This is a genomic window from Streptosporangium sp. LJ11, from assembly GCF_051918945.1.
GTDB lineage: Bacteria > Actinomycetota > Actinomycetes > Streptosporangiales > Streptosporangiaceae > Streptosporangium.
The window spans coordinates 381,520-394,307 of the sequence record NZ_JBPXMB010000004.1; the positions used below are offsets into that span (position 1 = coordinate 381,520).

General features: G+C 71.9%; 7 protein-coding genes. 4 read left to right on the top strand and 3 right to left on the bottom strand.

The genetic code is table 11. The features are described from left to right. The first annotated feature begins 336 nt into the window (after positions 1-336). The 3 genes from guaB to ACTOQ3_RS08795 all read left to right on the top strand — a co-directional run bounded on the left by guaB (position 337) and on the right by ACTOQ3_RS08795 (position 4,146). Positions 337-1,818 (top strand): IMP dehydrogenase, encoded by a 1,482-nt coding sequence (guaB, locus tag ACTOQ3_RS08785; protein ID WP_440082851.1) that lies wholly within the window; start codon positions 337-339, stop codon positions 1,816-1,818. A 154-nt stretch (positions 1,819-1,972) separates the two neighbouring features. Then, positions 1,973-3,091, top strand: a complete 1,119-nt coding sequence (locus ACTOQ3_RS08790; protein WP_440071004.1) for a GuaB3 family IMP dehydrogenase-related protein — start codon at positions 1,973-1,975, stop codon at positions 3,089-3,091. A gap of 122 nt (positions 3,092-3,213) precedes the next feature. Then, the gene (locus ACTOQ3_RS08795; RefSeq protein ID WP_440082852.1) at positions 3,214-4,146 is read left to right on the top strand and encodes a hypothetical protein; all 933 of its coding nucleotides are present in this window, start codon (positions 3,214-3,216) and stop codon (positions 4,144-4,146) included. Positions 4,147-4,165: 19 nt separating this feature from the next. On the opposite strand, the gene nagA is transcribed toward ACTOQ3_RS08795, so the two are convergent. After that, entirely contained in the window at positions 4,166-5,302 is a 1,137-nt protein-coding gene (gene nagA / locus ACTOQ3_RS08800; protein ID WP_440082853.1) for an N-acetylglucosamine-6-phosphate deacetylase, read from the bottom strand. Positions 5,303-5,699: 397 nt separating this feature from the next. Here nagA and ACTOQ3_RS08805 point away from each other — a divergent pair, with 397 nt between their 5' ends. After that, the gene (locus ACTOQ3_RS08805) at positions 5,700-7,442 is read left to right on the top strand and encodes a glycerol-3-phosphate dehydrogenase/oxidase (RefSeq protein WP_440082854.1); all 1,743 of its coding nucleotides are present in this window, start codon (positions 5,700-5,702) and stop codon (positions 7,440-7,442) included. A gap of 173 nt (positions 7,443-7,615) precedes the next feature. On the opposite strand, the gene ACTOQ3_RS08810 is transcribed toward ACTOQ3_RS08805, so the two are convergent. Together ACTOQ3_RS08810 and ACTOQ3_RS08815 are read right to left on the bottom strand one after the other, a co-directional pair. Continuing rightward, positions 7,616-10,525, bottom strand: a complete 2,910-nt coding sequence (locus ACTOQ3_RS08810) for a M36 family metallopeptidase (protein WP_440082855.1) — start codon at positions 10,523-10,525, stop codon at positions 7,616-7,618. Between the two features lie 210 nt (positions 10,526-10,735). Beyond that, complete coding sequence (locus ACTOQ3_RS08815) at positions 10,736-12,760, bottom strand: beta-propeller domain-containing protein (protein ID WP_440082856.1); 2,025 nt, start codon at positions 12,758-12,760, stop codon at positions 10,736-10,738. Between the last annotated feature and the right edge of the window lie 28 nt (positions 12,761-12,788).

Genomic DNA, 12,788 nt, shown 5'->3' on the forward strand with positions numbered 1-12,788 from the left:
ACGCATCGTGACGCACTCTTGACGCAGCGTCGGCGAAGGCGCGGATCACGCCGCCAGCCGGATGCGGAGGGGGGTTCGGTTGGCGTCAAGGCATCTCCGCGCCGATGCCGGTGATCCGGGGGACCGAGCGGGTCACCGACCGCTCGGTCCCCCGCTTTTCCCGGGTCCTCCGGGGGCCCGTCCTTCCTCCGGGCCCCCCGGGGCCCGTCTCTCCCCGGTGCCTCCGCGCCCCGCCTTTTCCCCCGGGTCCCCCGGCTTTGGCGTCAGACTCTAAACTGTGACCCGGGGGTCGGCGCCTTTCCCCGTCATGAGAGCGCCGCGGCAGGAGGATCGCAGATGGCCAAGTTCACCGAGCCGGGGCTCACGTTCGACGACGTGTTGCTGGTTCCCGCGTATTCGGACCTGCAGCCGGGGCAGGCCGACACCACCACGCGGCTGTCGCGGGGCATCACCCTGCGGATCCCGCTGGTCTCCGCGGCGATGGACACGGTGACCGAGGCCCGCATGGCGGTGGCGATGGCACGCCAGGGGGGCATCGGCGTCCTGCACCGCAACCTGTCGATCGAGGACCAGGCCCAGCAGGCCGACCTCGTCAAGCGCTCCGAGGCCGGGATGGTCACCAACCCGGTCACCTGCTCCCCGGACGAGACGCTGGCCGACGTCGAGCGCCTCTGCGCGACGTACCGGATCTCCGGCGTCCCGGTGACCGACGAGACCGGCGTGCTCGTCGGCATCGTCACCAACCGCGACATGCGCTTCGAGACCGACGAGAACCGTCCGGTGCGCGAGGTCATGACCCCGATGCCGCTGGTCACCGCGCCGGTCGGGGTCTCCACCGACGACGCGTTCGCCCTGCTCAAGCAGAACAAGATCGAGAAGCTTCCGCTGGTCGACGCCGGGGGGCGGCTGCGCGGGCTCATCACCGTCAAGGACTTCACCAAGAGCGAGCAGTATCCCCTCGCCACCAAGGACGCCGACGGCCGGCTCGTCGTGGGGGCGGCCGTCGGCGTCGGCGGCGACGCGGAGAAGCGGGCGATCGCGCTGATCGAGGCCGGGGTCGACGTGATCGTGGTGGACGTCGCGCACGGCCACTCCAAGGGTCTCGCCGACATGATCGCCAAGATCAAGTCCAACAGCCGGGTCGACGTGATCGGCGGCAACATCGCCACCCGCGCGGGCGCCCAGATGCTGGTCGACGCCGGGGTCGACGCGGTCAAGGTCGGTGTCGGGCCCGGCTCCATCTGCACCACCCGCGTGGTCGCCGGTGTCGGCGCCCCGCAGGTGACGGCGATCCACGAGGCCTCGCTGGCCGCCGGTCCCGCCGGGGTCCCGGTGATCGGCGACGGCGGCCTGCAGTATTCGGGCGACATCGTCAAGGCCATCGCGGCCGGGGCCGACACGGTCATGCTCGGCTCCCTCCTGGCGGGCTGCGAGGAGTCCCCGGGTGAGCTGATCTTCATCAACGGCAAGCAGTTCAAGTCGTACCGGGGCATGGGCTCGCTCGGCGCGGTCCGCAACCGCGAGCGCGGCGGCGCCTCCTTCAGCAAGGACCGCTACGCCCAGGGCGACGTCGGCAACGAGGACAAGTTCATCCCCGAGGGCATCGAGGGGCAGGTCCCCTACCGCGGCCCGGTCGCCGCGGTGGCCCACCAGCTCATCGGCGGCCTGCGCCAGGGCATGTGGTACTCCGGGTGCCGTACGGTCGCCGAGATGCACGTGCGGTGCGAGCTGATGCCGATCACGGCGGCCGGCCTCAAGGAGAGCCACCCGCACGACATCCAGATGACGGTCGAGGCTCCCAACTACCACGGTCGCTAGGGCGGCCCGCGCCGGGCGCGCGGGCGAACGTGGCGTGCGCCGTGCACGCACGAGACGCCGCGCGCACGGCCGGACCGCATGGAACGCGGCGTGCATGGCGCACGCATGGAACGCGGCGTGCGCTGTGCACGCACGGAACGGGAAAGACAGACATATGACTCAGGTGGAGATCGGCCGCGGCAAGAACGGCCGTCGTGCCTACGCGCTCGACGAGATCGGCATCGTTCCGTCCCGTCGCACCCGCGACCCGGAGGAGGTCTCGATCGCCTGGCAGATCGACGCCTACCGCTTCGAGCTGCCCGTCGTGGTGAGCCCGATGGACAGCGTGGTCTCGCCGAAGACCGCCATCGAGGTCGGCAGGCTCGGCGGTCTCGCCGTGCTCGACCTCGAAGGGCTGTGGACCCGGTACGACGACCCGATGCCGCTGCTGGAGGAGGTGGCCGAGCTCAAGGGCGAGCCCGCCACGAAGCGGCTGCAGGAGATCTACGACGCGCCGATCAAGGAGGAGCTGATCGGCCGCCGTATCGAGGAGATCCGCGCCGCCGGGGTGGCGACGGCCGTCCGGCTGTCCCCGCAGCGCACGGTCCAGTACCACAAGGCCGTCATCGACGCGGGCGTGGACATCTTCGTGATCCGCGGTACCACGGTCTCCGCCGAGCACGTCTCCGGCAGGGCCGAGCCGCTCAACCTCAAGCAGTTCATCTACGAGCTCGACGTCCCCGTGGTCGTCGGGGGGTGCGCCACCTACACCGCGGCGCTGCACCTGATGCGGACCGGCGCGGCCGGGGTGCTCGTCGGCTTCGGCGGCGGCGCCTCGCACACCACCCGCACGGTGCTGGGCGTGGTGGTGCCGATGGCCACCGCGATCTCCGACGTGGCCGCCGCCCGCCGCGACTACATGGACGAGTCCGGCGGCCGTTACGTCCACGTCATCGCCGACGGCGGCATGGGCACCTCCGGTGACATCGCCAAGGCGATCGCCGTGGGCGCGGACGCGGTCATGGTCGGCTCGCCGCTGGCGCGGGCCGTCGAGGCTCCCGGCCAGGGCTTCCACTGGGGCTCCGAGGCGCAGCACCCCGAGCTGCCCAGGGGCAAGCGGGTCGAGTTCGGCACGGTCGGCACGCTGGAGCAGATCCTGCACGGCCCCTCCTCGGTCGCCGACGGCTCGATGAACCTGATGGGCGCGCTCAGGCGCACGATGGCCACCGCCGGATACTCCGACCTCAAGGAGTTCCAGCGGGTCGAGGTCGTCGTCGCTCCGCAGATCGGCTGACATCTCGCGGGGCGGGGCGGAACCCCGTCCGGGCCGCCCTCCCGCGAGACCGGGTGCTCGCCGTCTCCCGTGCCGCCGATAACCGAAATGACGTGCTTGAAGAAATCTGTGAGCATTCGTACGTGCCAACTGATCGGGAGCTCCGGGTCGCCCTCAAGGAGGGGCCCTTCCACGTCGCGCTACGTGCCGCGGTGGAGACCCGCGGGCTGACGCTGACCGGGCTTCGCCGGCATCTCGGGGAACGCGGCCTCCGGGTCGGGATGACGAGCCTGAGCTACTGGCAACAGGGGCTGCGCCGCCCTGAGCGCCCCGAGTCGCTGCGCGCCGTGCGCGCCCTGGAGGAGATCCTCGTCCTGCCGCCGCGCTCCCTCATGGCCCTTCTCGGCCCGCCCCGGCCGCGCGGGCGGGACGCGGGGAAGCTGCCGGTGGGCGCCCTGCCCTACTCCGCGATCATGGAGTCCTCCCGGACGCTGTCGGCGATGATCCACGATCTGAACGGGGTGGCCGACGACCGGCGCCTGCACATCGCCGGGATGTACGAGACGCTGCAGATCGGTCCCGACCGCAGCACCGTGCGGCGCGAGACGCTCCAGGTGGTGCAGGCGCACGAGGAGGCCACCGACCGCTACATCATGGTCTACCGGGGCGACCTGGGATGCGACGTGGAGCGCGTGCGCGTCCGGGCCCTGGAGGACTGCCGGGTCGGCCGGGTCCGCCGCGACGGGCCGACCGCCCTGGTCGTGGCGGAACTGCTGTTCGACCAGATGCTGCGGCCCGGCGAGACGCAGATCATCCGCTACGAGCTGGCCGACCCGAGCGGCGTGGAGACCGTCGAGTACGAGCGGGGCTTCCGGCATCCGGCCGGGCAGTACGTGCTCCGGGTGAACTTCGCGCCGGAAACCCTCCCGGTGCGCGTCCAGCGGTTCGCCCGGCAGGGCTCCGGCACCGGGGAGGAGAATCCCGGCGAGCTCTCCCTCAACGCCCACAACGCCGTGCACCTGGTGGCCGGGTCGCTGGAACCCGGCCTGGTCGGCATCCGCTGGGACTGGTCCTGAGCCGCCCGGATCCAGGGGTTCAGCGGGGCTCGGTGATCCAGGTGCCGCCGCGCATGACGCCGGAGACCTCCAGGTCGTCGGTGAGCACCACCAGGTCGGCCCGCTTGCCGACCGAGACGGATCCCAGGCGGTCGGCGAGACCGAGCACCCGAGCCGGGGTCAGGGAGGCGATCTCGGACGCCTCGGCCAGTGACAGGCCCACCTCGCGCACGGCGCGCCGGAACGCGACGTCCATGGTCAGGGTGCTGCCCGCGATGGCGCCGCCCTCGGCCAGCCGGGCCACCCCGTCCGCGACGTTCACCGTCATCGGGCCGAGCCCGTAGACGCCGTCGCCCATGCCCGCCGCCGCCATGGCGTCGGTGATCAGCGCGGTCCTGCCGGGACCCGCGACCTCGAAGGCCAGGCGCGTCATGGCCGGGTGCAGGTGCACGCCGTCGTTGATCAGCTCGACCGTGACGCGCTCGTCCTGGAGCAGCGCGGCGATCGGCCCGGGGTCGCGGTGGTGCAGCGGCGGCATCGCGTTGTAGAGGTGGGTCGCGACGCTGCCGCCCGCCTCGATGCCGGAGATCGTCTGCTCGTAGGTGGCGTCGCTGTGGCCGAGGGCGGCGATCACGCCGCCTGCCACCGCCTCCCGTACGGTGTCCAGCGCGCCGGGCAGCTCGGCGGCGATGGTGATCATCCGTACGTGGCCGCGTCCGGCCTTGAGCAGCGCGCCGAGCTCGCCGGGTGAGGGCTCGCGCAGCAGCGCCGGGTTGTGCGCCCCGCAGCGGGCGGCGGAGATGTAGGGGCCCTCGAAGTGGATCCCGGCCAGCAGCCCGTCCTCGCACAGGTCGGCGAGGGAGGCGGCGGCCCTGGCCAGGTCGTCCGGCGACGCGGTGACCAGGCTGGCCATGAGCGTGGTGGTGCCGTGGCGGGCGTGCAGGTCGACGGCCCGGCTCGCCTGGTCCGGGTCGCCGGTGGGGAAGGAACCGCCCGCCCCGCCGTGGTTGTGGATGTCGACGAAGCCCGGCACGACGTACCGGCCGCCGAGACCGAGCCCGGCGCCGGGGGCCGAGCCCTGGCCCACGTGGGTGATGCGGCCGTCTTCGATGGTGAGCCAGCCTTCGTGGACACCTTCGGGGGTCACGACGCGGGCGTCGGCGAGTGTGATGCTCATGCTCCCCATCCTCGCGGGTCCCCGGGAGAACCGGCTCCCGGCACTCCAGCGGTGACCGTCCACCCCGGAGCGTGCGCGCCCGGTCACACGCCGCGGGCGGGGCCTGGGGGCATGGGGGCGCGTCGCCGCCGCCGGGGTGCGCCGCCGCGCGCGGCCGGACCGGTCCGCGGGAGCCGGGCGATCGCATCGCGGCCGTCTTCCCGCGCCCATGTGCCGTCGAACGTTCTCGGGGGATTCCCCGGTGTTGCCCCCTCTTTGGTCTCTCATTGTCTTTCCGCTGTTCAGGGGGGTATGGCGTGAATCACCGCCGCCGTTCCCTACCGGCCGGTAATGGTGCCTAGGGTAGATGGGTAGATACCTCACGTAAGGCGACAAGCCGCACCCCAGGGGGTTGCACATGACGGCGCGAATGGGCACCGGACGGCTCGGTCCTGCCGAGCGGTCCGCCGCACTGGCGCAGATGAGCGCCGAGGAACTCGACGTGGTGGTGATCGGAGGCGGGGTCGTCGGAGCGGGAGTCGCGCTGGACGCGGTGACCCGCGGCTTGTCGGTCGGGCTGCTGGAGGCGCGCGACTTCGCCTCGGGGACCTCGTCCAGGTCGTCCAAGCTGATCCACGGCGGCCTGCGCTACCTGGAACAGCTCAACTTCGAGCTGGTCAGGGAGGCGCTCCAGGAGCGGGCCCTGCTGCTGCAGCGGATCGCCCCGCACCTGGTGCGGCCGGTGCCGTTCCTGTTCCCGCTGACGCATGTCGGCTGGGAGCGGCCCTACGTGGGCGCGGGTCTGGTGCTGTACGACACGATGGGCTTCTCCACCGGGCTCGCCCGGGGCGTGCCGGGCCACAGGCACCTGTCGCGTACGAGGGCGTTGCGGCTCGCGCCCGCGCTGCGCAAGACGGCGTTCTCCGGCGCGGTGCAGTACTGGGACGCCCAGGTCGACGACGCCCGCCATGTGATGACCACGCTGCGGACGGCGGCCATGTACGGGGCCAACGTCGCCTCGCGGGCGCAGGTGGTGGGTTTCCTGCGCGAGGGGGAGCGGGTCACCGGCGTCCGGGTGCGCGACCTGGAGGGCGGCAGGGAGCTCGAGGTGCGGGCCCGCCAGGTGGTCAACGCCACCGGGGTGTGGACGGACGACATCCAGGAAATGGTCGGCGGTCGCGGGCAGATCCACGTGCGCGCCTCCAAGGGGATCCATCTGGTGGTGCCGCGCGACCGGATCCACTCGCTCACCGGGATCATCCTGCGCACCGAGAAGTCGGTGCTGTTCGTCATCCCCTGGGGCCGTCACTGGATCATCGGCACCACCGACACCGCGTGGAAGCTGGACCGGGCCCACCCGGCGGCGTCGCGGTCGGACATCGACTACGTCCTCGACCACGTGAACGAGGTGCTCTCGGTCCCGCTCACCCGCGAGGACGTCGAGGGCGTCTACGCCGGGCTGCGCCCGCTGCTGTCGGGGGAGTCGGAGGAGACGTCCAAGCTCTCCCGCGAGCACGTGGTGGCCCACCCCGTGCCGGGCCTGGTCATGGTGGCCGGGGGAAAGTACACGACATATCGTGTTATGGCGAAGGACGCGGTCGACGCCGTGGCGCACGGCCTTGACCAGCGGGTCCCGCCCTCCTGCACCGACCGGGTCCCGCTGGTGGGAGCCGAGGGCTACCAGGCGATGTGGAACTCCCGGCAGCGGCTGGCCCAGTCCTCCGGACTGCACGTGGCCAGGATCGAACACCTGCTCCAGCGGTACGGGTCGATGATCGACGAGGTGCTGGCGCTGATCGAGCGGGACCCGTCGCTGGCCAAGCCGCTGACGGGGGCCGACGACTACCTCCGGGCGGAGGTGGTCTACGCGGCGACCCACGAGGGCGCCCGGCACGTGAACGACGTGCTGACCCGGCGTACGCACATCTCGATCGAGACCTTCCACCGGGGTGTGGGGGTGGTCGAGGAGACGGCCCAGCTGCTCGCCGAGCCGCTGGGCTGGGACGCCGAGCAGATCAAGCGCGAGGTGGAGTACTACACCAAGCGCGTCGAGTCCGAGCGCCTCTCCCAGGAGCAGGACACCGACCAGGAGGCCGACGCTATCCGCCTGGGCGCTCCGGAGATCGTGCCGGTGGCCGGTCCCGAGACGAACCCGGTTTAGCCCATTCGGGGGCCGGAAGCGGAACGCGCCCGGAACAGAAAGGTCCCCGGATCCCGAGAGACTCGGGACCCGGGGACTCCTCCGGAGGGACTGACGGGCTCCGGAGGGGCCGGGCGGGTGTCCGGAGGGCCTGCCGGCCCTTCGGGAGAGGCCGGCAGGAGATTCCGGAAGGACTAGCGGGTGAAGGCCTGGAACTCGGCCGCCCGCAGGTGGTCCCTGGTGGGGCTGGCGGTGGCGCAGTCGGTGGCGGAGTTGGGGTCGGCGTCCTGCTCACCGGCGTAGACCGGGTTGCCGGTGCACTGGGTGGAGACGGCCCGCAGGGTCAGGTGGGTCGCGGTGGTCGTGGGGATCTTGAAGGACTCGATGACCAGGTCGGCGCCGCGAGGACGCGGTCGGCGCGTCTCGAAGGCGTTGGACGGGCTGGTGTAGACGACCGAGAAGGACGCGGGTGAGGAGCAGTCCTTCTTGGTGGCGTCGCAGGCCAGGACCTCGAAGGCGCGCAGGGCGCTGAAGCGGTTCTGGGTGCCGGGGTCGGCCGGGTCGGTGGGGGCGGGGGGCCTGAGCATGGCGCTGACCTGCACGCGGCGGATCTTCTCCGGCTCGGTCCCGGCCAGGTCCACGGTGACGGACCTGCCCTTGACCGGGCCGGTGAGCGAGGCCCAGTTCGTGGCCTCCGTCTCGTCGATCAGCTTGGCCTGGTTGACGCCGTCACCGGTCGCGGTGGCGCCCAGCGCCGCCGAGGCGAGGTTCTTCGGCACCGCGAGCGGCAGCGGCAGCTTCAGGCCGGGCAGCACCGCGAACTTCACCCGGGTGTGCCCGAACCCGTTGCCCGCGACCACGAAGTCGTAGATCCCCGGGGTCATCTCGACGGTGTCGCCGAGCTCGGTCGCCGGGTCGGTGTCGGCCACCGGCACGACACGGCCCTCGTAGTCGCCGACGTACAGCCGGAGCGCGGCGTCCTTGGCCTCGAGCAGCGGCTTGAGCTGGATCTTCCCGTTCTTGCCGGCCGGGTCGACGAAGCTCGGCGTCGGGTCGGGGTCGTTGGCCCCGACGCTCGCCGCGCCCTGGCCGAGGCCGTGCTCGGCGAACGCGCGCCACATGATGGCCTGGTTCGCGCCGCCGAAGCGGATGGCGTCGGCCGCGAGCAGCGCGTCGCGGTGGTCGACGTAGCTGACCGCGCCGGAGGCCATCAGCAGCAGCGCGTCGAAGGAGACCTGCGCCCAGCGGCGGTTGCCGGGGCACTCCCCGAGCGGGGTCTTGCCGTCGGCGCACGCCTTCTGCCTGGCCGGGGTGCCCTGGCCGTACTTCTGCACGAAGGCCTTGCGCACGTCGTACTGGGTCGCCGACCAGATCTCACCGTCGGCGTGCACCTGCTGGCCGACGATGTCGTACGCGATGTCGCTGTAGTTCAGCGGGGAGTTGGACATGTCGTAGTTGCGGATGCCCGCCTTCTTGTCGCCGGTGACGTAGCCGCCGGTGACGTACGGGGTGTCGCCCGCGGGGCGGAAGCCGTACTCGGAGAGATACTCCATCGCGAACAGGTCGGAGGTGCTCTCGTTCATCGCCCCGGCCTGGGCGCCGCTCCACCCGGCGTTCGGGCCGCCGATCATGCGGCCGGAGATCGCGTGGGTGTACTCGTGCCCGATCACCGACATGTCGTAGTCGCCGTCCACGCAGGGCGAGTAGAACGCGCCCGCGATCGGCTGCCACATGTACATGTTGGTGATGGGCGCGACCCCGTCGGGGCCGGTGATCTGGTTGGCGTTGTCGCGCACGCTGAGCACCCGGGCGCCCGCCTGGGCGTTGCCCTGCTCGGGGTCGCCGCCGAGGCCGCCGCGCTCGCCGTTGTCGTTCTGCATGTTCCAGGCGGTCTCGGTGAAGCCGAGCCGGTAGGACCAGTCGTGCATGCGGTTGTGCATGACGTGCAGGTTGGAGATGGCGGCTTCGAGGTCGGCCTCGCCGGGCTGGTCGAGGGAGGCCGGGTCGCACTTGGCCGTGTACCACTTGTTGGTCCACGGGTAGACGTACTCGCGGTTCGGCGTGGCCACGTTGCCGCGCGTGCCGACGGAGAACGCGTCGCCGCTGGCGCGGTTCTCCACGGTCCTGGCGGCGTTGCCGACGCTCGTGTTCGTCGGGGTGTCCGTGGCGTGGTCGACGTCCCACGCCTTGCCGGTGGCCGGGTCGGCCCCGACCAGGTCGCAGCCGGGCCCGGCCGTGGCGCACCACGTCGCGCGGGTGTCGGTGGAGGAGTAGTCGGCCGGGGGGTTGGCCGGGAAGGCCTCCCAGCGGGGGTCGTCCGGCGCGCTGTGGTGGTCCACCAGGTTCTCGCGGGTCAGGATCTCGCCGCTGACCGCGTCCACGTGCGTCGTGTACGCGGCGGGCTCGCCCTCGCCGCCGCCGATCAGGGTGATCTGGAACGCGTTGTGCGTCCCGTCGGGCGCGGGTACCGCCGTGGCGGTGGCCTTCTTGACGGTGGCCGTGGCCAGGTCGATCCCGCCGTCCCTGGCCGCGATCTCCAACGCCTGCCGCTCGGTGAGCCTGGCGGCGGGAGGCGCCTCGGAGGAGCGCGAGAGGGTCGAGGTGACGTGGAGGACCTTGCCGCCCTTCACACCGACCACGACCTGACCGTCCACGCCCGCGGGCAGGCCGCCGAACCTCTGCCGCAGGAGTACGGCGTACCCGTCGCCGATGGGGTTGGCGGCGATCTTCTCCAGCGCGTCCACGGCCTCGCCGGAGAGGCCGAAGAGGCTCTCGTTCGCCTTGAGGTAGGCCCGCGCGGCCCGCTCGGGGTCGGCGTCCAGGCCCTCGGCGAGGGGGGCGGAGCCGGTGACGACGGCCGGGGTGCCGAGAGCGTTCCACCGGATCGTCGCGGCGCTCGCCGCCGACCTGGAGAGCGAGGTGGGGGGTGCGACGCTGCCACGCCGGTTGTCCAGGTCGGGCTTGGCGCCGTGTTCGGCCTGGAAGTCGTGGACCTTGGGGGGCCGGCCGCCGGGTTCGCCCTGGGCGACCCCCGGCAGGGGAATGACGAGCGCCGCGGTGGCGGCGGCGATGACGGTAACGCGTGACCAGGGTTTGGTCGACACCGATCCTCCTGCGAAAGATGGCCGTCGCCGGCCATGCACACGCGGATCACGTGTGTTGCGCAAGAGGTAACACCGATTCAAGTGTCATGACAAGATCTTGTAAAGGTGTATATGTCAGTGTTATAGGGCGGTCTGGACCGTGCAAACGGGTGCACCCCCGGCGGTCGGGCCGGGGGCGCGGGCTCTGGGGTTCGCCAGGTCGCGAGGGGGTCAGGAGAAGGGGATCCAGGCCTGGTCGGCCAGGTCCTTCATGTCGCTGACCTTGAGGCCGAGGTCGGAGACCGTCCACAGGCTGTCGCCGATGACGACCGAGCGGCGGATGCCCGGGTCGTACGAGGCCACCCGGGTGTTCTCCGCAGGCTTGGGCCTGGGGTGGCTGACCGTGCCGGTCCTGGTGACCGCGGAATCGTCGATCTTGAGGACCAGGGCGGTCCCGTTGGTCTGCTCGGTCCCCGTCCACGAGCTCACCGGGATGACCGCCATCCCCGTCCTGGCCCAGTACAGGAAGGCGTGCGGGTCCCACTCGGCCTCCGAGCCGGAGTCCTTCTGGAACATCTGGGACAGGCGGCGGGGGTTGGCCGGGTCGCCGACGTCGAACAGCGAGACCTGGGTGCCGAGCGTGCGGCCCTGCTCGCTGGCCTCCTGGCCCACGCCGATCAGCCGCCCGTCGCCCGCCGGGTGCAGGTACGCCGAGTAGCCGGTGATCTTCAGCTCGCCCGTCCTCCTCGGTGCCGCCGGGTCGCGCAGGTCGAGCGTGTAGAGCGGGTCCACCTGCTTGAACGTCACCACGTAGCCGACGGGACCGATGAAGCGGACCGAGTAGATCCGCTCGCCCTGTCCGAGCCCGCCGACCTCGCCGGTCTTGACCAGGGTGTCGGCGTCGAGCACGTAGACGGCGCTGGAGGTGTCCGGCGCGGCTTCCGGGGAGCCGGTCGAGGTGTCCCGCGCGGCGGTCGAGGTGGTGGCGACCCGCAGGTGCCCCTCGTGCTCCGACAGGGAGTACTGGTTGAGCAGCCTGCCGGAGACCTTGCCCGAGGCGACATAGCGGGGTGCCCCGGCCGCGGTGATGTCGAACCGGTGGATCTCGGTCTCCTCCGGCGGCGGCTCCGGGGCCGCCGTCGCGGTCGGCGTCGGGGTGGTGGAAGGTTCGGGGAGGAGGGTCGGGGCGGGCTCGGCGGCCGGTGTCGCCGGGGCGTCCTCGACGATCACCCGGTCGACCGGGCGGGGCCACCACCAGTGCGGGTTGCTGGCCACGTACAGGCTGGTGCCCGTCCCGTAGACGGTGTCGCCGTCGGCCGCGACGCCGATCGGGGCCGTCTTGGCGAGCGCCTGCGACAGGTCGAGGCTGTGCACGGTCAGCATCGACGTCCCGCTGTACTCCGCGGGGTGGCTGACCTGCCCGCAGTCGACCTTGCGGTCCGAGGTGGCGCCGTCCGCGGACGTCAGCTCGTACTTCGGCAGCCACGCCTCGATCGGCGCCCTGGCGACGATCTCCGCGTTGCGCCGGGTGCGCTCGTCGTCCGACAGGCCGGGCCCGGCGTCGGGGAACTCGATCCGCGGCTGGCTGCGGACCACGATCCGCACGGTCGAGCCGACCATCCTGGCGTCCACGTGGGCGCCTTCGGGGGTGAGCGCGCCGATCACCTTCGGCTTCCCCGACAGGTCGACGAGGACGTAGCGCGGTCCCGGGCTCGCCGCGTGCTTGGCCGTCGCGCCGTACGGGATGATCCCGCCGCCGGAGAACAGCACCAGCGCCCGGTCGCCGCTGACCAGCAGGTCGGCCGGGACCCACGCCTGCTCGGCGTCCACGAGCCTGAGAGTGCCGGTGACCTTCCTGGTCGCGGTGTCCACCACCCGCAGCACGCCGCGGTTCACGGTGATCACCCGATCGCCGTCGGTCTTCACCAGGTCGGGCTCGTCGACCCCGGCCTCGTGCGTGTTCGTGGTGGAGTGCTCGGGCGCACCGGACGCGCGCTTGGCGGAGGCGTCCGACTGCGTCTCCGCGTACATGACGACCGGGCCGCCGATGCCCCAGGGACCGACGTTCCTCGCCGTCGCCGCGCGCAGGCCGGCCAGCATGTCGTCGCAGCCGCTGTAGGAGACGAGCTTGACGTTCCCCAGATCGACCGGCGCCGTACGACCTCCGGCGGTCCTCGTCTCCGTCGAACTGCACGCCGTGGCGAGCAGGGCGGCGGCGAGGGCGACCGCGCCGGCCGTACGAATCGATGTCCTCATGCCCCTACGACGGATCGGGAGGACGTGT